Here is a 21812-nt window from a genome sequence, read left to right on the forward strand (position 1 = left end):
AATTGAAAGGGGCTTCGGCCCCTTTCTTTATTTTGGAGAACCTCATGCTTCGCACTCTCGCGCTTTCAATGGCGCTGCTGCTGTCTGGCCAGGCCTTGGCCCAAACCAGCAGCGTGCCGGGTGAACTGCTCGACAATTCGCGCCGCCAGAACGGCGACCAGATCAATGTCTGCTTTGACACCAGCAGCGTCATCAGCGCTTTCGACCACGACGTCGCCCAGGCCATTGGGGATGCGCTGTTCCTGCAGGTCAACGTCAAGGAAGGCTTTGGCGGCTTTCCGGTAAACGGCGACGGCTTCATGGACGAGCTGATGCTGGCCATGAACAACACCTGCGACATGTTCATGGGTGTTTCGGTGCAAACCAACTCGCCCTTTCCCGAATGGGCTGCCGTGACCCGTCCCTATGCCACCATTCCGTTCGTGCTTGCGGTGGAGGATGCCAATTGGAATAGCTGGGCCGACATTCCGCATGACCGCAAGATCGGCACCGCGCTGCAAAGCGTGGGCGAGCTGGTGTATATCACGTGGTCGCTGCAGCAGCCCGAAGCCGAGCGCTGGAAGCGTTTGCCCTATGCGGACAATTCACTAATGGCCAAGCGCGTGCTCGATGGCACGCTTGGTGGCATGCTGCTCTGGCAGCCCGCGCTGCGCAAGCTCCAGAGCGAGGTGCCTGAGGCCGCGGCTTTGCGGGTGATTGAACTTGCCCCGGTGCCTGCGACCGCGATCAAGGTCGGCGCCGTGGTCTCGAGCCGGGACGCCTTCTTGCGCACCCAGGTTGACCAGGCCATCGACGCCCTTGTTGCCGACGGCACTATCCAGACCTTGCTGGACAAATATGGCTATACCGGCCAAGCCGGCGATCAATAATTGATTTTGCGCGTGAGCCAATGGCTCACGCGCCAGTTGTTGGCTTAGCCCAGCAGTTGCGCCATCGCAGCGGGCAGCCAGCCCGTCACGAGCAGCACAACAAGACCTGCCAGCACGAACGGCTCCCACCGGCGGATCTTCTTTTCCGCCTCTGGAAAGGCCGCCTGCAGGAACAAGCCCCCAACGAGCCCTGGGAGCGGCAGGATGTTCAGGATGGTTGTAGCCAAGGTAATGCGCTGCAACTCCAGCACCACCCCAAGCACGGCGTAGCCGCCGGTGCGGGGGAGGGCGACCTGCAGCAGCGGCCGTAGCCACCAGAGCAGCGGGATCAACAGCAACACCGCTGCGAGCCCAAGGATCGCGACTGCCGCAGCGCGAAGGCGGCTGTTGCCGCTGCCGTCTACGTCCAGCCACATAGAGCGAATCCACCCCATCTGAAACAGCGTCCCCATCGCCAGCCCCCAGACCGACAGATGGGCAAAGGGATTGGCGGTCAGCCGACCTTCATGCTTGGGGCGCAGGAAACCGAGCAGCCGCGCAAACAGCGCCAGCAGACCACCCAGCACCGCCGTATAAATCAGGAAAGCCCCAATGCGGGAGGCGAGCAAACCCACGGTCAGTTCGTTCAGCAGGCCCAACTGACTTTGTCCTCTCGTCGCGTCCAGGTTCGTGCTGCTGAAACACGATGCCGGCGCTCACTTCAAGTGGGAAGTGAGCGCCGGGATTGTTTGCCCAAGCCGAAAAACTTAGCCGAAGCTTGGTGTCGTCTGCGAGCCAGTGCGCCCCGTTGCCAGCGCGGCGGCAGCAAATTCGGCGATGGCCGGATTGTAAACGTCCGAGCGCTCGAGAAAGCCCATATGGTTCACGCCTTCGATCTTCCGCAGCGTGGCGGTTGGCGTGTATCCAGCGATGGTTTCGCTCGCAACCGGTTTGGTCACGATGTCGACCTCGCCCGCCAGCACCAGAACTGGCACCTGCAGCTTTGCGGTTGCGCCAGTTGCATCCCAGCGGAACATCGCCAGATTGCCATCAGCGATAGCGGCCTGGGAATTGCGCGTGCTAAGCAGCGTGGTGTGATCAAGCTGGCTGCGCGTCACGTATTTGCCAAAACCCAGACGGTTGGCCATATGCGCGGTGCCGCTGAGATAGCTCTGCCAGGCACTCAGCTGGCTGACGGGCAACAGCCATTTGGTCAGCTTCATCAGAGGCTCCAGCACCGGAAAGCGCAGCGCCTGCATGAGGCGCGGCAAGATCATGGTCTTGAGCGGGTTCGTATAGGTGGTGTTGACCAGAACTACCCCGGCCACTTTGGTGTCGAACACCCCTGCATGGTCACGCGCCAGGGTCTGGATGGTCATGCCACCAATGCTGTGCCCAACCAACACGACGCGAGTTGCACCGGTCCAGGTGATCACTGCGGCTAGGTCAGCCGCGAATGCTTCCAGGCTGATCTCGCCACGCGATTTCCCCAGCCCGGGCAGATCCCAGCTGACGACCCGGAACTGCTGGCCCAGATCGCGTTTGGCGTAATTCCAGATCGTGCTGTCCATGCTCCAGCCATGGGTCAGGATGATTGTTTCGCCGTCGGGTGCGCCTGCCTGCTCCACATAAAGCTGGGCGCCGTTTGGCGCCTCGATGGTGGTGCCATTGCCACGGACCGGAGCAGTACGATCCTTGTCGGCGCCCGCCAGCAGCAGAACCATCAGCGGTCGACCCAGAAAGGAAAAGGCGAGGCCAGCCAGCCCCACCCACAGCAGCCAGTCCTCGCGCACCCGCACAATCGTGCCGTCGGTTTGGCGGACGAGATCGCCGTCCCACCACGACCACAGCAGATAGCCAGCCGCAATCAGGATGGCGAGGGAGATGAGGTTGGCGAGAAAGCGGAACAGAAATTGAAGCGGCATGGGAACCCTTGCGGTAAAGCCTTGTGCAAGGGGTAATCGCCTCGATGCCCGAATGTTCCGGCCTGTTCTATGCTAGTGCGGCTTGCCCGCCACTCTCAGGCCGGGGTGAGGCTATATGCAGTGGCCATGAAGGCCAGCGAGAGAACAAAAAGGCTGGTCAGGAGAAGCGTGCGACGCATGAGGAGGGTTCCGGCTTGCCCCGGGCTTAGAACCCACAGCTGTCGGGGTCCAACCCCATCGCGTCGTAACCCTAACCGGTATTGTTAGCGTGGACAAACCGGCCGCCTGGGGCGCTGGCCCATTGCAGCCCACCCCGAAATGCAAACGGCGGCCGCTGTCCGAGGACAACGACCGCCGCAATCACACCAACCAGCACCGTCGCCTATTGGTCGCCGCGTTCCAGCTCGAGCACGAAGTGGAGCATGGCTTCACGCAGGTGCAGCAAACGAGCGCGGGCGTGATAGCTCGCCTCGAGCGCGGCCTTGCTTTCGCGCAGCTTCTGCTGCTCGAGTTCGATGGTCTGGTCGAGATTGGTGATCTGGGTGTGCAGCATTTCGAGCTGGGTGCGGTGGCTCATGATGTTGTGGTCGAATTCATCGCGCCCATGCATGTCTACATAACGCGTTGCGCCAAGGTCCTTGGTAGGAGCCCGGTTCTGGCGCAGGAATTCTGGAGATGCATTTGCGTTGAGTGCAGCCGCTGCCGCCTTGTTGTCGAGTTCAGTTGCCATTGTGTATCCTCCGGCTTGAGTGGCCATGTTGGTGTGGTTGTGAATAACCGTGAATTGCTTGTTGCACGGCGAAAAGTGGCGATCCAGCAGTGACTTAACCAGTGGTTAATCTTAACCAAACGCTTGCTGGCTTAAGTCCGCGATACGGACCTGTTAACTCCGGTGTATTTTTGGTGAATAACCCCGGCGCCGCCCTTCCAAGGTTGTGCGACTCTGTTACAGTTTTCTCCATGGCAAACCGATATATCCTCAATTCCGACGCCGATGGTTCGTTCTCGATCGTCGACATGTTCACGGGCTGGAACGCCCGACATGTCGGGCGTGAACTCACCCGTATTCCCGCTCATATGGCGCAATCTGGCCTCGCACTCATGAATGCGCTTGATGCGGCAGAGCGTTTGGAACACAGCAAGCCGGTCGAAGCCAGTCGCAGCCGGACCTAGCGTTAATAGAGCCACCCTGAACAGGGTGGCCTGAGTCTTAACAGCGTCACGCCTCGACTAGTTCGCGCACAGTGGCGACGATTGTCTCAGGGTTATAAGGCTTTACGAAAAATTTCCCGTCCGGCACTTCGCGCGGGCTCACCCGCCGGACGCCCGAGGCCACCACAATCTTGATGTCGGGCCATTCGTCCCGCACTGCCGCGGCCAGCGTCAGGCCGTCCATCCCCCCGTCCAGATCCACATCGGTGAACATGGCGTGCACCGCCACGTGCGAATACAGCAGCGCTAGCGCGGCCGCGGCGCCGGCTGCTTCATGCACCTTGAAACCCTCATTCTCGAACACCGCGACAATGTTCATGCGGATAAGCGGTTCGTCTTCAACGATCAGGACGGAGATCTGCTCGGTCATCGGACACCAGGGGCTGGGAGATACTCCGGCCTGAACGTCACCACCTTTGAATCGATCCTTCACATTCGGCGCGAAGCTCGACATTTGCCCGGACTCGTTTGGCCCCGATCGAACCCCAAGATTGCCCAGTCGTGCCTTGGCAAATGTAGGATCGTGGCGTCTTCAAGCGTCAGCAGCAACAAGGAGGTGCACCATGCCCTATGTTGATGGATATGTTCTTGCCGTGCCGAAGAGCTTTCTGGAGCAATACAAGGAAATTGCCCGCCGGGCGGGCGAGGCCTGGATGGCCTACGGCGCCTTGGCCTACAAGGAAGCCGTTGCCGATGACGTGCCTTACGGGGAGCTGACATCCTTCCCGCGCGCCGTGATGGCCACCGAGGACGAAGTCGTGATCTTTTCCTGGGTGCTTTATCAATCGCGCGAACAGCGCGATGCCGTCAACGCCAAGGTCATGAACGACCCCGAACTCACCGGGCTGATGGAAAACGCACCGATCGACATGAAGCGCATGATTTTCGGCGGCTTCACCACCTTCGTCGATCTCTAGCGCCGGCGGCCGGGCAGGGGCGCCCCTTCCGGCTGCCCCTGCCGATCTGATCTGAGCGGTGCTCGGGTGCGCCTCCGGGCCGCGCCCCGCAAACTTGCCGCCTGCCCTTGGCTGTGCCAAACCTTGCCCGCACCACCAAAGGAGTCCCAGCCATGAAAACCCGTGCCGCCGTTGCCTTTCAGGCCGGCAAGCCGCTCGAGATTGTCGAGGTCGATCTTGAAGGTCCTCGCGCGGGCGAAGTTCTCGTGGAGATCAAGGCGACAGGTATCTGTCACACCGACGATTTCACCCGTTCTGGCGCCGATCCGGAAGGGCTGTTTCCCGCCATTCTTGGCCATGAAGGCGCAGGCGTGGTTGTGGATGTCGGCGCCGGCGTCACTTCGGTGAAAAAGGGCGACCACGTCATCCCTCTGTATACGCCCGAATGCCGCGAATGCCCGTCCTGCCTGTCGCGCAAGACCAATCTGTGCACCGCCATCCGCACCACGCAAGGGCAGGGGCTGATGCCCGACGGCACTTCGCGCTTCTCGTTCGAAGGCAAGCCCATCCACCATTATATGGGCTGCTCGACCTTCTCGAACTACACTGTCTTGCCCGAGATCGCCGTGGCCAAGATCGACCCGGCCGCGGCCTTCGACAAGGTCTGCTATGTCGGCTGCGGCGTCACCACGGGCGTTGGCGCAGTGATCAACACGGCCAAGGTCGAGATCGGCGCCACCGCCGTTGTCTTTGGCCTCGGCGGCATCGGCCTCAACGTCATCCAGGGCCTGCGTCTGGCCGGCGCCGACATGATCATCGGCGTTGACATCAACAACGACAAGAAGGCCTGGGGCGAACGCTTCGGCATGACCCACTTCGTCAACCCCACCGAGATCGAAGGCGACGTCGTCCCCTATCTCGTCAACCTGACCAAGCGGCGCGGCGACCTGATCGGCGGTGCCGACTACACCTTCGACTGCACCGGCAACACCAAGGTCATGCGTCAGGCCCTCGAAGCCAGCCATCGCGGCTGGGGCAAGTCGGTGGTGATCGGCGTCGCCGCTGCCGGCCAGGAAATCTCCACCCGTCCGTTCCAGCTCGTCACCGGCCGCACCTGGATGGGCACCGCCTTTGGTGGCGCGCGCGGCCGCACCGATGTGCCGAAAATCGTTGACTGGTATCTCGATGGCAAGATCGAGATCGATCCCATGATCACCCATACGTTGCGCCTCGAAGACATCAACAAGGGCTTTGAGATGATGCATTCCGGCGAAAGCATCCGCAGCGTTGTAGTTTACTGATGTAGTGCGCCTGACCCTGGCTGCGGCCGGGTCAGGCTCCCTTGCTCCAAACATGCATGGATTTTATGCCGGCACCCACCATTTACGTTGATGCCGATGCCTGCCCGGTCAAGGACGAGGCGCTTCGCGTTGCCGAACGGCTGGGGGTGGCGCTGGTCTTTGTTAGCAATGGCGGGGTGCGGCCCTCGCGGGATCCGATGGTGCGGGTGGTCGTGGTACCCGCCGGCGCCGATGCGGCCGATGACTGGATCGTCGAACAGGCGCAAGCCAACGACATCGTCCTGACCGCCGATATTCCGCTGGCCAGTCGCGCCCTCGAAAAGGGCTGCCATGTGCTCGGTTTTACCGGCAAGCCTTTTACCCAGAACTCCATCGGCATGGCGCTCGCTATGCGCGAGCTCAAGCAGCACCTTCGCGAAACCGGCGAAAGCAAGGGCTACAACGCGAGTTTTGTTCGCGGCGATCGCTCGGCCTTTCTCAGCGCGCTTGATCCGCTGGTGCGGCGGGCCTTGGCCGCAGCAAGCGAGTAAGCAGAGCTACTCTTCGTCGTCCTCGACATCGGTGAGGTAAACCGACACTTCGATGTCGATCCCATGCACCGCCACCGCGGCGGCGAGATGCGCGGGCAGGCGGGCCGACATCGATTCTCCCGCTTCGGGGAAATCAAAGGCCAGGTCCAACACCGCCCGGCCCAGCCGCCGATCTTCCAGCATGGCCTCGATGGCCGGGCCCGATCGTTCCGCCAACTCGAGTACAGCCCGAACCGGATTGGCCGTATCGAGGTCCACTTGCGCATACCAGTTGTTGTCGGCGTCTTCTGGCTCGTAACGGCTGGTCAGCTGCTTAAGCGCCGTATCCAGATCCCGCTGGGTGATGCTGACGCCCGAAAGCCGCAAGGCAATGGCAAATGGCTCGAACTGGCTCATGCAGACCGTCCTGCAGTTGCAGCAAACAGCGCGATCGCTGCCGCATTGGAAACGTTGAGGGACTTGATGGGGCCCGGCATGTCGAGCTTGACCATCTCGTCGCAAAGCTCGCGCGTGCGCTGCCGCAAGCCCTTGCCTTCCGCTCCCATCACGATGGCGAGCGGCTGATCGTCAGTGCGGGGCCGCAGGGGTTGCTCGCTTTCGGAATCAAAGCCGAGGACCAGCATGCCGCGCTTTTTCAGCTTTTCCAACGCATCGCCGAGATTGCGCACCTCGATCATGGGCACGAGATCAAGCGCACCCGAGGCCGACTTGGCCATCACCCCGGTCTCCCGCGGGGAATGGCGCGCAGTGGTAATCACCGCATCGGCGCCAAAGGCGCAGGCGGTGCGCAGAATAGCGCCGACATTATGCGGGTCGGTGATCTGGTCGAGCACCACCACGAGCTTGAGCGGGTCGATATCGTCGAGCCCGAACCGGCTGACCGGATCCACTTCCAGCGCTACGCCCTGGTGCACGGCATCGGCCCCCAAGAGCCGATCAAGCTCCTTGGGCGTGGTTTCGGTCACCTTGACCTTGCCCAGCTCGCCGCTTTCGCGCAGCCGCAACAAGGCATTGGGCGTGGCCAGCAGCGCCTTCTTGACGCGACCGGGATTATCCAGCGCAGCGCGGACGGTATGAAAGCCATAAAGATAGACCGGGCCGTCATCGGGATTGTAGCGCTGCTTGGGGGGAAATTTGTTGATGCTCATGGCCGAGCGTTAGCCTCTTTGCGTCGCTCCGGCAAGCAGAGGGGCATGGTGGAAGTGCCCCGTTTTCGTTTTCTTGCGGGCAACCGGGTCAGGGGTGTTGACAGGAGCGGGCAGGGCACCCATAAACCGCCCCGACGACGCGCTTCGGTGCATCGTTTCCTGCCCAACGGCGAAGTTGCAGTGGAGGGGTGGGAGAGTGGTTAAATCCATCAGACTGTAAATCTGACCGCTTAGCGTACACTGGTTCGAATCCAGTCCCCTCCACCAACGCCGCCGGGCAAAGCGCCCGGTTCCCGGCCCCCATATCTTCCTTGATCGTTTCGAACAGGCCGCGACCTTGGTTCGTGTGCAAGGGTTTGGCTGCCGAGCATTGGCTTGCATCCAGTCCGCTGGTGCCCAGCTCGTGAGTGCTTGGCCAAAGCCGGCGAAGTTCTCGTCTTCAACCCGGGCCGATGAGTTCACCCTCGACCCGCAACCCCTGCTCATCGAACAAGTGCCATTGCCCGGTAGCTGGGGTGACATGAAGTGCGTCCCCGCTCCGCAACCCGCTTTGGCCGGCCTCATGCACCAGTAACGCCGTGCCGTTGGGCATGGTGCAGTGCAGGTAGCTGCTGGCGCCATGCTGCTCTGCCACCTTGACCTGAACAGGCCAGCCTGTGTTGGAGGAGACCAGATGTTCGGGGCGGATTCCGAGCGTTGCGCTTGCCCCGGTTTGCAAGGGCACGCGACGCACCGGCAAGGTCAGGTCGGGCAGGCCTTCGCCTGAGAGAGTCAGTCCTGCATCATTGTTGGCCGCCACCACCGTTTCCACGAAATTCATCCGTGGCGAACCGATGAAGCCGGCCACGAAGCTGTTGCGCGGCCGGTTGTAGAGCTCGAGGGGAGCTCCAACCTGCTCGATCTTGCCTTGGCGCAGAACCACGATCTTGTCGGCCATGGTCATGGCCTCGATCTGGTCATGGGTGACATAGATCATCGTATTGCCCAGCCGCTGGTGCAGGCTCGTGATCTCGACCCGCATCAGCACCCGCAACTCGGCGTCGAGATTGGACAGTGGTTCATCAAACAGAAATATCTTCGGGTCCCGCGTGATGGCTCGCCCGATCGCGACACGCTGCCGTTGTCCGCCGGAAAGCTGCTTGGGTCGACGCTCCAGCAATTGCTCGATCTGCAGGAGCGTGGCGGCGCTGAGCACCCGTTGTTCGATCTCCTGCTTGGGCATGCGGATATTCTCGAGCCCGAAGCTGAGATTCTCGCGAACCGTCATATGCGGGTATAGCGCGTAGGACTGGAACACCATGGCCACGCCGCGATCGGCGGCCGGAACGTTGATCACGCTCTGTCCGTCGATGCGAATGTCGCCGGAAGTGGCCTCTTCGAGACCGGCAATCAGGCGCAGCAGGGTCGACTTGCCGCAGCCCGAGGGGCCGACAAACACCACAAACTCCCCGTCCGCGATTTCCAGATCGACGCTGGGGATCACTTCCACGAGGCCAAAGGATTTGTTGAGGCTTTCAAGCACGAGATTTGCCATGCGGACCTCACTTGATCCCGGTTGAGGCAATGCCACTGGTGATGTAGCGCTGCAGGAAAATGAATGCGAAGGCGAGCGGCAACGCCGTCAGCGTGGTCATCGCCAACAGCTGTTCGTAGCGAACGACATTCTCGTCCTGATAAGAGGCGAGGGCGAGCTGGAGGGTGAACACTTCGCGCCGATTGAGCACTACCAGTGGCAGCAGGAAGTCGTTCCAGCGAGAAAGAATGGAAAAGATCGCCACCACCGCCAAAGCGGGCGAAGACAGGGGCAGGATGATGCGCCAAAAGATGCGCCACTCGCTGGCATGGTCCATCCGCGCCGCCTCAATCAGCTCGTCAGGAATGGTCAGCATATATTGCCGCAGCAGGAACACGCCTGTAGGCGTGGCCACGGTGGGCAGGATGACGCCCCACAGATTGTTGACGAGCCCCAGCTGGGCAACAATCAGATAGGTGGGGACCAGCACCACGGTAGCCGGAATCATCAGCGTTGAAAGGATCGCCACGAGCGCCAACCCGTCACCGCGGAACCGGTACTTGGACAGGGCAAACGCCGCCATCGAGTTCATGATCAAGGTAATCACTGTGGCTGCAACGGTGATGAACAGGCTGTTGAACACGAACCGCCAGATATCGCTGCCCGAACTGGCGAGCAGCTGGACATAGTTCTCGACGGCAAAATGCACCTTGCGCACGGGCATGGCGTTAGCAACCGGTACAACGATGCGGCCGGCCTCAGGATTGGCCGGATCGACCATCTGGGCATTAAGGCCCACTCGCCGGATCTGCGCGAGTTGAACCACCTCACCGCTTTCAGTCGTGACGTCGAACAGGGGCAAGCTCTGATCATAGCCTTCGACCATCACCTGTTCGGTTGAATAGGGCAAAAGTGTCGGTGGAAATTCCTGCAGCGCCGCTGGGGTTTTGAACGAGGACAGCACGACCCAAACCACGGGCGCGAACATGATCAGCACGCCAAGGAGCAGATAGCCGTAGGTCAGGAAGTCGGAAAGCGCCAGTTTCCCCCTGCCACGTCGGCCCAGCAGCATGGCCCTCACTCCGCCTTCGGATCGCGTCAAGCTCAGGTCAGCCATTGCTCGATCCTCGCGAAACGCGCAGTTGGACAAGGGTGAAGACGAGCAGCACCACCCCCAGCAGCAGGGACGCGGCAGCGGCCAGTCCGAAGTTGCGCGGCTGGATGGCAAAGCCAATCTCGTAGATATATTGCACCATCAGCAGGGTCGCCGAGCCTGGGCCGCCGCCCGTTAGAACGTAAAGCTCATCAAAGGTCTGCACCGAACGGATCACCGCCAGGATGAAGACCACCAGCAGCACTGGCCGCAGCAGCGGCAGGGTGATGCGGGTGAAAACGCGCCAGTGATTGGCGGAGTCCATCTTGGCAGCCTCGTACACGTCGCGCGGGATCGCCTGCAGGCCCGCCAGCAGGATGATGGTGTAAAAGCCCATATGCGCCCAGACGGTGACGAACACCGACCAGAAGAATGCCGAGCTGGCGTGGACCAGCCAGTTCACCGGCTCCATGCCAAGATTGGTCAGAATGCCGTTCAGCACGCCGGTGCGCTGGAGAATCCACTGCCAGGTCAGGGCGACCACCACTGGCGACAGCATCACTGGGAAAAAGAACACGCCGCGAAAAAAGCCGCGGCCCCTGATGTCCCCGTTAAGGCAGATAGCCGTCAGCAGCGCGATGCCAATCATCGCTGCAACCTGGGTGGGCACAAACACCAGGCTGTTGCCAAGGGCGCGCCAGAACAGGTCACGCGAACAGGTGGAAGGATCGAAATAATTGCCGCAATCCAGCAGCGTCTCGTAGTTATAGGTGCCGATGAACGGGCGTTCGGATGGGTAAAGGCGGTCGCTGCCCGTGAAGGAATAAAAGATGTTCACAAACACGGGCAGCAGGGAGAACAGGATCACCGCAGCCAGGTTGGGCAGCAGGAAGAACCACGGCATTCGTTTGATGCCGATCAGCCTCTGCAGCCCCGCCATGAGCGGCTCGATTGCCCGCGCGGGCAGGGAAAATACCGATCCCGTAGCGTGCGCAATACGAGATGAAGCACCCATGCCGCCCTCCCGGATTAAGCTTTACTGCGCCTTGGCGGCTTCGATCGCCAGGTTCACGTCCTGCTTGATCCGGTCCATTGCGCCATCCACCTCGAGTTCGCCATTAAGGACCTGGCTGATGCGGGTGGTGAGGGCATTCATCATTGCGCGTTGGTAGCGCCAGCCTTGGAAGCGGTACGCTGCCGGCGCCATCTTGGGAATCTGCGCGATAAAGGTTGAAAGCGCTTCCTGGGTCCGCTCCGAGGCGCCGGGATATTCGATGCCGCTTTCGATCAGGGTGGAGGCAGCCGGGATTTCCACGGCTGCTGCCAGCACTTCGCTCAAATTTTCTGGCCGAGCCAGATAGTTGATGAACTCCCCCACCAGTTCAGGCTGGTCGGTGTGCTGGAATGCCACCAAGGCGCCGCCACCGGGCATGACCGTGCAGGAGGAGGGGCCGCATGGAGCGGCAATGACCTTCCAGTCGAACAGGTCTCCCACTTCCTGGTCCATCTGGCTTAGCGTCCATGAGCCGCCAAAATAAAGCACGGTATTGGCGTTGAGGAAGTCCGAGAACAGCTCGCGGTGGGTGGCGCCACCCACGGCGCCCCACAAATCCATCGGCATGGTGCCGTCCTGGTGCCAGGCTACGAACTGCTCGATGGCTGCGCGTAAGCCATCGTCGACCACCGGATTGCCCGCCTCATCGACGAGTTCGGCCCCATAGCTTATCGCTAGGCTGGAAAAGCGGTGTCCCGATCGGTCCATTTCCATTGCAAAGTCGGTGCCGGTCGCTTCGGCAACCTGGCGTGTCGCTTCGGCCCATTCCTCCCAGGTGGCGCCTTCTTCAGGCACCGGGACCCCGGCCTGTTCAAACAAGGTCAGGTTGACATAGCCCCCGTTGACCGTCAGCGAAGTCGGCATGCCATTGATCGCTGTGCTGTTTGCCTCGCCACCGCGCAACCACTGCAGGGTCCGCTCGAAGTTCTCGTTGAACAGGGCTGGATCAACATAGGGCGTGAGATCCAGGTAATAGCGGCTGAGGCCACCAAGGTCGGTGACGATGGCTGCGTCGGGGCCTTGCCCCGACGCCAACTGCACCGGCAGGCTTTCGAGCATCGATTGATACGGGACGACTTCCAGGTTGACGGTCTTTCCCGGGTTCTCCTGCATGAACCTCTCGGCGATGGGCTGCATCGTGTTGCAGCCAAAGCCGAGGTCGTCGCAGACCACCGTGATTTCTTGAGCGAGCGCTGGTGCGCTGGCGAGCATCAGGGCGCCCAAGGCACAAGTCAGGCGAAGCCTAGAAAGCTGCATGCGTTCCTCCTCCACATCCGCTTCGAGGCAACGGCTCCTCCGACCCTCGAACGAGTTTGGTCTAGCCAGCAGGCTCTGGCCTTACCAGCAGGTTGGTGCGATCGGATTGGCTTGTCAATAGTTCCTGCGCCTGACGGAACAGACCGTCCAGCCACTGGGCCGCCTTGACAGCAAGCCCTTGCTTGATGTGTCTTGGAGCGGTTTTGGTCTTACCAGACGGCCCGGAGGTCCAAGAAGCCATTGCGCCGGGAGAAAGTTAGTCAATGCTGAGATTTGCCGCGATAGGCATCGATCATGGTCACATCTTCAACCACATCGATGGCCTGCTCGATGCCGGCGCAGAGTTCGTCGGCTATTGTCCAGAAAGTTCGGTTCCCGCTCTGGTGGACACCGTGCGCAAACAACATCCTGGCGTGCCTGAAGTCAGTCGGGACCAGCTTCTTGCCGATAAGGGCATCGATGTCGTCTGCATCGCTGCGGTTCCCCGCGACCGGGCCGGTCTTGCCATCACCGCCATGAAAGCCGGCAAGGACGTGATCGTCGACAAGCCGGGCGTGACCACCTTCGCTCAACTGGACCAGGTCAAGCGCACGGTGATGGAGACCGGCCGGATGTTCTCGGTCTGCTTTTCTGAGCGCCTCTGCGTTCCCTCGGCGGTCAAGGCTGGCAAGCTGGTTGCAGAGGGCGCGATTGGCAGGGTGGTGCAGACAATCGGCATGGGGCCCCATCGCCTTTCTGCCGCCAGCCGCCCCTCCTGGTTCTTCGATCTGGACGCCTTTGGCGGCATTATCGTCGACATCGCATCCCACCAGATCGACCAATTTCTCTTTTATACCGGCTCCAATTCGGGTGAGGTCGTCGCCAGTTCGGTCGGCAATTTCGGCACGCCGCAAAGCCCGGATTTCCAGGATTTCGGAGAGGTCTTGCTGCGCAGTGAGCAGGGTTCCGGCTATATTCGCGTTGATTGGTTCACCCCCGAGGGCCTGCCGACCTGGGGCGACGGTCGCCTCACCATTCTGGGCACCGACGGCTACATCGAACTGCGCAAATACATCGATATCGGCGGACGCGACGGCAAGGACCACCTCTTCTTGGTCGACGGATCTGGCGTGCGTCACGTCGATTGCAGCAGCGAGCCGCTCGACTATTTCACGAGCTTTGTAGCCGACGTGCGCGAGCGCACGCAAACGGCAATGACCCAGCATCACGTATTCGAAGTCTGTCGGCTCTCGCTCGAAGCGCAGCAGCAGGCAACCCATATAGGCGGGAGGAAGTCGGCATGAGCCAAAAGTTGCGAGTGGCAGTTATCGGGGCAGGAATCGCCGAGCGCCATCTCATGGCCTATCAGTGGAACAAGGATCTGTTTGATGTAGCGGTGCTTTGCTCGCTCGATGAAGATCGCGGCCGGCGCCTGTGCGAAACCTTCAACATCCCTGAATACACCCAGGACGTCGACACCCTGTTCGCCCGAGGTGACATCGATGTGGTGGATGTGTGCACACCGCCGCACAACCATTTCGAGCTGTCGCGCCGCGCCATCGAAGCGGGCAAACACGTCATCTGCGAAAAGCCGCTGTTCGGCTCCATCGCCGAAGTGGATGCCATGGCGGAAATCGTCGCGCACTCCGGACGCAAGCTGATGCCGATCTTTCAGTATCGCTATGGGACCGGCCTGCAAAAGCTCAAGCTGCTGATGGCGGCCGGGCTCACGGGCAGGCCGTTCATGACCACAATCGAAACGCACTGGTGGCGCGGTCCGGCCTATTACGAAGTGCCATGGCGCGGCAAATGGGCGACGGAGTTGGGTGGGGGCCTGCTCGGGCACGCCATTCACGCCCACGACATGCTGAACTATGTGCACGGGCCCTGCGCCGAACTCTTCGCCTATGGCGCGACTCTGGTGAACAAGATCGAGGTCGAGGACACCATGGCGCTGGCCGTTAAAATGCAGAATGGCTCGCTCGCCACGCTTTCGATGACCTTGGGCTCGCGCAAGGAGATCTCCCGGTTGCGCTTCTGCTTCCACGATCTTGTCGCCGAAAGCATACTCGAGCCCTACACGATGGGCCGCGATCCCTGGCAATTCACCGCCGGAACGCCCGAGCACCAGCAACGGGTGGACGACGCCCTGGCCGGCTATGAGGTGAAGGAGGATGGCTACACCCGACAGTTCGAGCTGTTCCATCAGGCGATCATTAGTGGTGGCGAGCCACCCGTGACCTTGCAGGACGCCAGGAACTCGCTTGAACTGGTCACCGCGGCCTATCAGTCCCAGCGCACGGGCCTGCCGACGCCAATGCCGATCGGTCCAGGCAATCCCCTTTATCGCTCCTGGCTGCCGGAAACGGAGGCCGCCGCCTGACGCAAGTGAAGTGGTGGAGCCTAGAGCGTGGGGCATTTCCTCCCACGCTCGGAAAGGACGAGATGGATCGCACCCAGCCGGTGCGGCTGATCCCGGCACCAGGGGGATCAGCTTCCACGCGAGCGGCGCTGATTATGGCCCTGGTCCTTTCAAGCTGCTGGAAGCGCGCCCCCTCGAGCCGGGCAGGGCGGCTTGTCCCGGCGGCCCGCTTCAGCGTTCGATGAGCTCGATCATGATGCCATCCGGATCTCGGCAAAATGCCACCCGCCGCGCAATGTCGCGGTTATGCGCATCGCGGGGCGGCTCGACGATATCCACGCCGGCATCCAGCAGGATATTGTAGATATCATCCACGCTGTCGAAATTGAAGGTGAGATGCCGCACGCCGGCCCGCCCGATGGCTACGTCTTCAGCTGTCAGCGCGCCTGTGGCAGGACAGACCATCTCCAGCATCGGCCCCTTGGCATCCAGAAAGGCCAGTTCATCGCCATTGAACACCCGACGACGCACGCGCAGCTCCAGCCCGAGCAGGTCCACGTAAAAGGCCAGGCTTCTGTCGATGTTCTTCACGGTGATGCCCACATGCTCAAAACCCTTCAGCATGGCCGCGTCTCCCTCTTAATCCTCAGGTCCGGTAAGCCGCCGGCGTTCGTCGGCCTGCAGCAATTCCTCCGACACGTTGTTGATGTGCCGCGCCATGGCTTTGTAGGCCGCATCGGCATTGCGCAGCTTCAAGGCTGCAACAATCGCATGGTGGTCGCCGATCCAGGTCGGGCGGACGGCGTCGCCATGCATGTGCTCGTGGATCTTCTTCCACATGCGCGAGGCATCACGTTGTGCCCACAAGGCCTCGGTGATGGAGACGACGATTGCGTTTCCGGTCATATGGGCGATGATCATGTGGAATTCGCGGTCGTTCTTCTCGTTGTGGACCGCCGAACTGCCCTCGTCCTGCATGCGAGCAATACTGTCTTCGAGCCGCATGATGTCATAGCTATTAGCACGCTGTGCCGCGATGGCGGCGGCGCCTGACTCGACCGCAAGTCTTGCTTGCAGCAACTCGAACGGTCCCGGACCGATATCGGTATTGATGATGTCGAAGTTCACATCATTGGTTTTTCGCGGCAAGATCACGATGCCGGCGCGGCCCCGGACCTCGACCACGCCGCGCATCTCGAGGGCAATGACCGCCTCCCGGATCGATGGCCGGCTCACCTGAAGCTCTTCCGCCAACTCGCGCTCGGAGGGCAGGCGCCAGGATGGATCGCCTGAATGCGCTTCGATCATCTGGGCGATACGCTGAGCCACCACCTGGTAGAGGCGCTTGTTGCTGAGCTGATAATTCGCACCGTCTATTCGGTCCAACCGCCTGTCCTTATTCAAGCACGCCCCTAGGCGAACAGCTTTATCCATGATCGAGCGGCAAGTCGCGCGATCAGTTGCATCCCCTATGCCACTCCTAGCACAGTTCTCGTTCCTCAGCCGTTCTCTTGATGGCAAGATCGAGCCGGCGGCAGTACTCGCAAGCTCGCTTGCCCCCATCAAACTCGTTTTCCCCGTCGAACTTTGTTTCCTCTGAGCAGTTGTGCAGCAGAGCTTGAGGACAACAACATGCAGCAGAGATGGCCCCGGCGCCTGTGGATCGTGCGCCACGGCGAAAGCACTGGCAATGTCGCCCGCCAGGCGGCAATGGATGCCGGCCTGTCCGAGATCAACATCGATCACCGCGATATCGACGTTCCACTCAGCCCGCTGGGGGAAGAGCAGGCCATTGCGCTCGGCCGCTGGTTTGCCCGCAACCGCCACGAGGGCCTGCCCGAAGTGGTGCTGGCCTCCCCCTATGCGCGCGCCAATCGTACGGCCGAGCTCATCTGTGAGCATGGCGGCTTCACCGATGCCGAATTCATCGCCGACGAGCGGCTGCGCGAAAAGGAATTCGGTATCCTCGATCGCCTGACGACGGCGGGCATCCAGGAGCGGTTCCCCGATCAGGCGCGCTTCCGCACCCTCTTGGGCAAGTTCTACCACCGTCCGCCGGCGGGCGAGAGCTGGTGCGACGTGGTTTTGCGCCTGCGCAGTCTGATGGACACGATCGGCCTGCATCACGGCGGCCAGGACGTGCTCATCGTCAGCCACCAGGTCGTTGTGCTCTGCTTGCGCTACTTGCTGGAGCGGCTGAGCGAGGAAGAAATCCTCGCCATCGATCGGGAAGGCGATGTCGCCAATTGCTCGATCACTGAATACCACTTTGCCGAAGGGACGCGCAAAGGCGGGGAACTCGTGCTCAAGCGGTACAATTTCCTGGCTCCTCTGCAAGAGGATGGCACCACCGTCACCGCCGAGCCGCCCGTCGCCAGTGCCAATCCATGAGCGAGCACTCCATTACGCGTGAGTTCCTGCTCGAGAACCCGCTGCCCCTGCCGCAAGGCGAGGTCGACAAGGACGCCCGCGGCCGGGTCATGGCTGTCGGCGGGCACCGCGAAGTTCCGGGCGCCGTGCTGCTTTCCGGCGAGGCTGCCTTGCGTGCCGGCGCCGGCAAGCTCGCGATTGCGACTGTGCGCAGCAGCGCGTTGGCGCTGGGGCTCGCCATTCCCGAAGCGCGGGTGCTTGGCTTGTCGGAGACCACCACCGGCGAGATCGAGGCGGCAAATGCCGCAGCCATAGCTGCCGCCATCCACGACGACGATGCAGTTCTGCTCGGCCCTGGCATGCTGGACGATGAAGTGGCCGGCGAACTCGCTGCGAGCCTGCTGTCCTCGCTCCATGGCCGAAGTTTTGTTCTGGATGCCGCGGCTTTGACCGGATTGCGGACCCGACTCGAACACATGAAGGAACACGCCGGACGCATTGTTATCACGCCCCATGCTGGCGAAATGGCCACCTTCCTTGACATTCACATTCGGGAAGTTGCCGCCGATCCCGCAGCCGCTGCCCGCCGTGCCGCTGCGGCAACGGGTGCGGTTGTGGTGATGAAGGGCAGCCACACCCGGATCGCGAGCCCACAGGGCGAGATCTGGGAAGCCCGGCAGGGCAATGTCGGTCTTGCCACGTCCGGCTCGGGCGATACGCTCGCGGGCATCATCGCCGGCCTGCTGGCGCGCGGCGCCTCCCCGCTCCTCGCAGCGCAATGGGGCGTTTTCATGCATGGGGAAGCCGGCGAGCGCCTCAAGCAGGTCCATGGCCTGCTTGGCTATCTCGCGCGCGAAATCCCGGCGCAAATCCCTGCGATCATGCGAGATCTGCAGCCCGCAGCCAATTGAGTGCTGGGGAAGGGGCCGACCGGTGTTGACCGGCCCCAACCATCTCACGCCGAAAGCACCGTTTCGCTGGCATTCATCGGCTCGCCCTTATTGGGCCTGCCCGTCCCGGTGGTGATCAAGGCCTTAAGGCTCCCGCCGATATAGGTGCCCCAGCCGTCCGAGCAGACATCGAAGCACTCATATTCCGGCACAAGCCCGATATGGGTGAAGCGCAACTGCGTCCCACCCTCCACAGGCTGGATATCAAAGACGATGTCGGTGCCGGTCCACTCGGACTTGTCCTCGGTGAAACTGAAGTGGTTCTGGACCACATGCCAGGCAACGCGGCGATCCGGGATCAACTCGGTGACGCGGATCTGCGCCCGGTGCACGTCGCGATACGCATAGTCGAAGGTGGAGCCCAGGATATCAGTCGCGCCCTTCACATCCTCGGACCACCAACCCCGAACATTGGTGATGGCGTCAAAGACGGCAGCAGGTGGTTGCGGCACGATAAAGCTGGTCTCGAAGTTTTGGTCAGTCATCGCTGGTCTCCTTGATTGAAGGCATGGACGTGCTGCGTCGGCCGCGCCGCAGCGCGTCGATGGAAAAGGAGCGGCCGTGTAGTATCCTCGCGCGGGCTGGCTTAGGGCTGCAGCCTCACGCCCTGCAAATCATAGTGCTGGATGTAGAGCTCCTGCCGCCGTTGCCAGCCGTTCGGATCGACGCCCTCTGTGGCGCCGCTCAGCAGGGATTCGAGATGATCAAGAAAATCGTGCCAGCCGGGCAGCATCAGGGCGCTGTTGACATAAGGCATGCCGCGATGGGTGAAGATCAGCCTCGTGCCGTTCCCCTCGCGGCTGAGTTCATACCGCACAACGGAGTCAGGGGCGTGCGTGTTGGACCAACTGAATTCGAGCAGGTGGGGCGGCTCCCAGGCGCATACAATGCCGGTCATCGGGTGGGGGCCACCAACCATCAGCTCGAACCGCCCACCGACATGGGGTTCCACATAGGCCGCGCCCATCCAGTCTGCCAGCCGTTCTGGCTCCGTGATGGCGCTCCACACCGTTTCAACCGGTCGGTCGTAATGCCGCTCGAAGCGCACATCTATATGATCCGTTTGGCGGGTAAAGACGCCCAGTTCATCGTTGAACGCCATTTCAATCACTCCTTTTGAGGTGATCATCGAGCGCATCGAGCTTGTTCGCCCAGAACGCGCGATAGGGCTGCAGCCAGTGATCGAGTTCCGCCAAGGGCTGTGGTTCCAGGCTGTAGAGCCGCCGTGGCCCGTCCACGCGAAAGCGCACCAGCCCCGCCTCATGCAGGGCCCGCAAATGCTTGGACACATTGGGCTGCGGCAGGTCCAGCCGATCCACCAGCACACCGGCGGGCTGCTCGCCCGCCAGCAGCAGGCCCAGAATTTCGCGCCGAACGGGATCGGCTATAGCTGTGAAAATCGACATGCACACATATTCCACCATAGGCATATGCCTGTCAAGGAATATTGCGTGGGATATCGGAGCCGCTATTGGGCGAGGTCTGCCCGGGCTTTTTCGAGTTCATTGCTGTAGCGGCGCAGCAGGTGCGCTTCGGTCAGAATGCCGATCACCTTGGGATCGCCGAGGTCGCTGACGACCACGATGGCTTCGGCATTGTGCTTCTCGAACAGCGCCCCCGCATCCAGCGCCTGCAAGGCAGGATGCAGCATCACATCGGTCTGGCGCAGGATTTGGCTGACAGTGCCCGCTTCATCGAGCCCGTCCGGGGCATAGGCGTCCGCCACATCGATAAGGCCGACATAGCGGCCATCATCGCGTGTGGCGATCACCCGGTTGGCCGAGCCAAGTGGATAAGCGCGGCGAAACTCTTTGAGTGTCATGGTTTGCGGAACCATTTTGACGTCGCGCCGCATCATCTTGCCCACGGTAAGATTGCGCATCCACCCCACGTCATGGGCGCTGCGGATGGTTTCGCCGCGCAGGTGAAAGCGCCAGGTGGTGAAGGAATAGCCAAAGGTTTCGCGCACCAGCATGGAGGAGGTGACCGCCGCCACCAGCACCGCAATGGTCAGCGGCAAGCTGCCCGAAATCTCGAGCGCGAGGAATGCCATGGTGAGAGGCCCCCCGACTACGGCCGCTGCGAGTCCCGCCATGCCCACCAGCATGGGAATGCTCGGATCGGGAAACAGCCCCGGGCTGATCGCCTGCGCCAGCCAGAAATACACCTGGCCCAACAAGGCGCCGAGGAACAGCGAGGCAAAGAACAGCCCGCCGCGGAACCCCGACCCCAGGGACACCGCCGAAGCGAGGACCTTGAGCACGAGCAGGCTCACCGCCACCCCGATGGGCAGGGGCGGCGAGGCAAATGCCCGCTCGAGCGCGCCATGGCCGGCCGACAGCACCGCGGGCGAGATCATCGCCAGCCCACCCACGATCAACCCGCCGACCGCCGGTCGGCACCAGCTGGGCACATGCGACTTGCTGAAGCTGCGTTCCACCACGCCCACAAGCCGCATGAGCAGAATGCCCAAGCCGCCCGCCGCAACCCCGCTCACGACGATCAGCAGCACCTGGGGAACCCCAAACGACAGCGCCTGGCTGATCGACACCACCGTGTGGCCTTGCCCGAAAACGGAGGTTACCAGCACCGCCGAAATGCAGGCGGCGATTACCGGCGCCAGGGTCGAGATGGAATAGGTGCCGATGATCAGCTCAAAGGCGTAAAAGGCGCCGGTCAGCGGCGCCCCGAAAGCTGCGGCGATGGCCGCGCCGGCGCCGCACCCCACCAGCTTGCGCAAGTCACCGCGCCGCAGGTGAAAGAAGTCGCCCAGCTTGGATGCGGTTGCCCCGCCCATCTGCGTATAGGCCGCCTCCAGCCCCACCGAGGCGCCAAACCCGTTCGAGATCAGCGTTTGTGCGGTGATGATAAGACTATCCGTCATGGAGAGCTTGCCGCCATGAAGCGCATTGGCCTCTACCAAGTCGACATAACGCGACTTGCGCCGGCGCAGCAACAGGCCGAGCAGCCCCAACAGCAAGCCGCCGATTGCCGGTACAAAGGCCAGGTCAAAGGCCAGCGCAGGCAGGGCGCTCAAGCGTTCGCCGGGTGATAGCTGAAAGAGAATGCTCTGCATGCCATAGGCCAGCTCGCGCAGCACCAGCACGACGAGCCCGGCCAGCGCGCCGATCACGACGGCCAGCACCACCAGCCCCGTTTCGCGCCGCCGGATCAGGCTGCCCATCCACGCCGACATCCCCTCTGCGGTTAGCCGATGCTGCAACCAGCGCAGGCCCTTGCCGAGCTGCGAGGCGCTCCAGCCCGGTTGCCCCTGAGCGCCGGCGTTTTCGGGGACAGCTTGATCCGGGGCGCTGTCAGGAGCTTTGTCGATCTCGGCCTGCTGGGCCTCTGGCTCTGACATGGGCTCGCCGCTC

At 61.9% G+C, this 21812-nt stretch carries 25 protein-coding genes and 1 tRNA gene; 10 read left to right on the forward strand and 16 right to left on the reverse strand.

Going from position 1 to position 21812, the window contains the following annotated elements; genetic code table 11:
* Window positions 1–44 precede the first annotated feature (44 nt).
* Window positions 45–869: a transporter substrate-binding domain-containing protein gene (locus HRQ64_RS09450; protein WP_127752842.1), complete on the forward strand. Its 825-nt coding sequence runs from the start codon at window positions 45–47 to the stop codon at window positions 867–869.
* A 44-nt stretch (window positions 870–913) separates the two neighbouring features.
* On the opposite strand, the gene HRQ64_RS09455 is transcribed toward HRQ64_RS09450, so the two are convergent.
* From HRQ64_RS09455 to HRQ64_RS09465, 3 genes are all read right to left on the reverse strand, one after another.
* Window positions 914–1507, reverse strand: a complete 594-nt coding sequence (locus HRQ64_RS09455) for a hypothetical protein (RefSeq protein ID WP_127752843.1) — start codon at window positions 1505–1507, stop codon at window positions 914–916.
* A 108-nt stretch (window positions 1508–1615) separates the two neighbouring features.
* The gene (locus HRQ64_RS09460) at window positions 1616–2773 is read right to left on the reverse strand and encodes an alpha/beta hydrolase (protein WP_172123112.1); all 1158 of its coding nucleotides are present in this window, start codon (window positions 2771–2773) and stop codon (window positions 1616–1618) included.
* Between the two features lie 382 nt (window positions 2774–3155).
* Window positions 3156–3503: a hypothetical protein gene (locus HRQ64_RS09465; RefSeq protein WP_127752845.1), complete on the reverse strand. Its 348-nt coding sequence runs from the start codon at window positions 3501–3503 to the stop codon at window positions 3156–3158.
* 230 nt (window positions 3504–3733) lie between these two features.
* On the opposite strand from HRQ64_RS09465, the gene HRQ64_RS09470 reads away from it, so the two are divergent.
* On the forward strand, window positions 3734–3946 hold the full coding sequence (locus tag HRQ64_RS09470; protein WP_127752846.1) for a hypothetical protein: 213 nt from the start codon (window positions 3734–3736) through the stop codon (window positions 3944–3946).
* A 46-nt stretch (window positions 3947–3992) separates the two neighbouring features.
* On the opposite strand, the gene HRQ64_RS09475 is transcribed toward HRQ64_RS09470, so the two are convergent.
* Window positions 3993–4355 carry a response regulator gene (locus HRQ64_RS09475; RefSeq protein WP_127752847.1) on the reverse strand — a complete coding sequence of 121 codons (363 nt, stop codon included), beginning with the start codon at window positions 4353–4355 and terminating at the stop codon, window positions 3993–3995.
* A 193-nt stretch (window positions 4356–4548) separates the two neighbouring features.
* Between HRQ64_RS09475 and HRQ64_RS09480 the strand changes: the two genes are divergently transcribed.
* The 3 genes from HRQ64_RS09480 to HRQ64_RS09490 all read left to right on the forward strand — a co-directional run bounded on the left by HRQ64_RS09480 (window position 4549) and on the right by HRQ64_RS09490 (window position 6712).
* On the forward strand, window positions 4549–4902 hold the full coding sequence (locus HRQ64_RS09480; protein WP_127752848.1) for a DUF1428 family protein: 354 nt from the start codon (window positions 4549–4551) through the stop codon (window positions 4900–4902).
* Between the two features lie 152 nt (window positions 4903–5054).
* The gene (locus HRQ64_RS09485) at window positions 5055–6182 is read left to right on the forward strand and encodes an S-(hydroxymethyl)glutathione dehydrogenase/class III alcohol dehydrogenase (protein WP_172123113.1); all 1128 of its coding nucleotides are present in this window, start codon (window positions 5055–5057) and stop codon (window positions 6180–6182) included.
* Between the two features lie 65 nt (window positions 6183–6247).
* Entirely contained in the window at window positions 6248–6712 is a 465-nt protein-coding gene (locus tag HRQ64_RS09490) for a YaiI/YqxD family protein (RefSeq protein WP_172123114.1), read from the forward strand.
* Between the two features lie 6 nt (window positions 6713–6718).
* Here HRQ64_RS09490 and HRQ64_RS09495 read toward each other — a convergent pair whose 3' ends face one another.
* Entirely contained in the window at window positions 6719–7108 is a 390-nt protein-coding gene (locus HRQ64_RS09495) for a hypothetical protein (RefSeq protein ID WP_127752852.1), read from the reverse strand.
* Window positions 7105–7860, reverse strand: a complete 756-nt coding sequence (gene rlmB, locus HRQ64_RS09500) for a 23S rRNA (guanosine(2251)-2'-O)-methyltransferase RlmB (protein ID WP_172123115.1) — start codon at window positions 7858–7860, stop codon at window positions 7105–7107. The genes HRQ64_RS09495 and rlmB overlap by 4 nt, the downstream gene beginning before the upstream one ends.
* A 182-nt stretch (window positions 7861–8042) precedes the next feature.
* Here rlmB and HRQ64_RS09505 point away from each other — a divergent pair.
* Window positions 8043–8127: transfer RNA gene (locus HRQ64_RS09505), tRNA-Tyr, on the forward strand.
* 172 nt (window positions 8128–8299) lie between these two features.
* On the opposite strand, the gene ugpC is transcribed toward HRQ64_RS09505, so the two are convergent.
* The 4 genes from ugpC to HRQ64_RS09525 form a co-directional block, all read right to left on the reverse strand.
* Entirely contained in the window at window positions 8300–9394 is a 1095-nt protein-coding gene (ugpC, locus tag HRQ64_RS09510) for a sn-glycerol-3-phosphate ABC transporter ATP-binding protein UgpC (RefSeq protein WP_172123116.1), read from the reverse strand.
* 7 nt (window positions 9395–9401) lie between these two features.
* Complete coding sequence (locus HRQ64_RS09515) at window positions 9402–10490, reverse strand: carbohydrate ABC transporter permease (RefSeq protein WP_172123117.1); 1089 nt, start codon at window positions 10488–10490, stop codon at window positions 9402–9404.
* Window positions 10483–11406, reverse strand: a complete 924-nt coding sequence (locus HRQ64_RS09520) for a sugar ABC transporter permease (protein WP_172124937.1) — start codon at window positions 11404–11406, stop codon at window positions 10483–10485. Before HRQ64_RS09520 ends, HRQ64_RS09515 begins: the two co-directional genes overlap by 8 nt.
* Window positions 11407–11502: 96 nt before the next feature.
* Window positions 11503–12777: an ABC transporter substrate-binding protein gene (locus HRQ64_RS09525; protein WP_172123118.1), complete on the reverse strand. Its 1275-nt coding sequence runs from the start codon at window positions 12775–12777 to the stop codon at window positions 11503–11505.
* Window positions 12778–13040: 263 nt separating this feature from the next.
* Between HRQ64_RS09525 and HRQ64_RS09530 the strand changes: the two genes are divergently transcribed.
* Window positions 13041–14060, forward strand: a complete 1020-nt coding sequence (locus HRQ64_RS09530; protein WP_172123119.1) for a Gfo/Idh/MocA family oxidoreductase — start codon at window positions 13041–13043, stop codon at window positions 14058–14060.
* On the forward strand, window positions 14057–15139 hold the full coding sequence (locus tag HRQ64_RS09535; protein WP_172123120.1) for a Gfo/Idh/MocA family oxidoreductase: 1083 nt from the start codon (window positions 14057–14059) through the stop codon (window positions 15137–15139). Before HRQ64_RS09530 ends, HRQ64_RS09535 begins: the two co-directional genes overlap by 4 nt.
* 210 nt (window positions 15140–15349) lie before the next feature.
* On the opposite strand, the gene HRQ64_RS09540 is transcribed toward HRQ64_RS09535, so the two are convergent.
* Window positions 15350–15742 (reverse strand): VOC family protein, encoded by a 393-nt coding sequence (locus HRQ64_RS09540; RefSeq protein WP_172123121.1) that lies wholly within the window; start codon window positions 15740–15742, stop codon window positions 15350–15352.
* A gap of 15 nt (window positions 15743–15757) precedes the next feature.
* A complete protein-coding gene (locus HRQ64_RS09545) occupies window positions 15758–16504 on the reverse strand; it encodes a FadR/GntR family transcriptional regulator (protein ID WP_248306951.1) in 747 nt (248 codons plus the stop codon).
* A 246-nt stretch (window positions 16505–16750) separates the two neighbouring features.
* Here HRQ64_RS09545 and HRQ64_RS09550 point away from each other — a divergent pair, with 246 nt between their 5' ends.
* Together HRQ64_RS09550 and HRQ64_RS09555 are read left to right on the forward strand one after the other, a co-directional pair.
* A complete protein-coding gene (locus tag HRQ64_RS09550) occupies window positions 16751–17509 on the forward strand; it encodes a histidine phosphatase family protein (protein WP_172123123.1) in 759 nt (252 codons plus the stop codon).
* Window positions 17506–18399: an NAD(P)H-hydrate dehydratase gene (locus tag HRQ64_RS09555; protein ID WP_172123124.1), complete on the forward strand. Its 894-nt coding sequence runs from the start codon at window positions 17506–17508 to the stop codon at window positions 18397–18399. The genes HRQ64_RS09550 and HRQ64_RS09555 overlap by 4 nt, the downstream gene beginning before the upstream one ends.
* 44 nt (window positions 18400–18443) lie before the next feature.
* On the opposite strand, the gene HRQ64_RS09560 is transcribed toward HRQ64_RS09555, so the two are convergent.
* The 4 genes from HRQ64_RS09560 to HRQ64_RS09575 form a co-directional block, all read right to left on the reverse strand.
* On the reverse strand, window positions 18444–18923 hold the full coding sequence (locus tag HRQ64_RS09560; protein WP_172123125.1) for an SRPBCC domain-containing protein: 480 nt from the start codon (window positions 18921–18923) through the stop codon (window positions 18444–18446).
* Between the two features lie 101 nt (window positions 18924–19024).
* Window positions 19025–19540: an SRPBCC family protein gene (locus HRQ64_RS09565; protein ID WP_172123126.1), complete on the reverse strand. Its 516-nt coding sequence runs from the start codon at window positions 19538–19540 to the stop codon at window positions 19025–19027.
* Window position 19541: 1 nt separating this feature from the next.
* Window positions 19542–19844 carry a metalloregulator ArsR/SmtB family transcription factor gene (locus HRQ64_RS09570; protein ID WP_172123127.1) on the reverse strand — a complete coding sequence of 101 codons (303 nt, stop codon included), beginning with the start codon at window positions 19842–19844 and terminating at the stop codon, window positions 19542–19544.
* 62 nt (window positions 19845–19906) lie between these two features.
* Window positions 19907–21799: a chloride channel protein gene (locus tag HRQ64_RS09575; protein WP_248306952.1), complete on the reverse strand. Its 1893-nt coding sequence runs from the start codon at window positions 21797–21799 to the stop codon at window positions 19907–19909.
* Between the last annotated feature and the right edge of the window lie 13 nt (window positions 21800–21812).

Origin of the sequence: Devosia sp. 919, assembly GCF_013185965.1 — a bacterium.
Classification (GTDB): Bacteria; Pseudomonadota; Alphaproteobacteria; order Rhizobiales; family Devosiaceae; genus Devosia.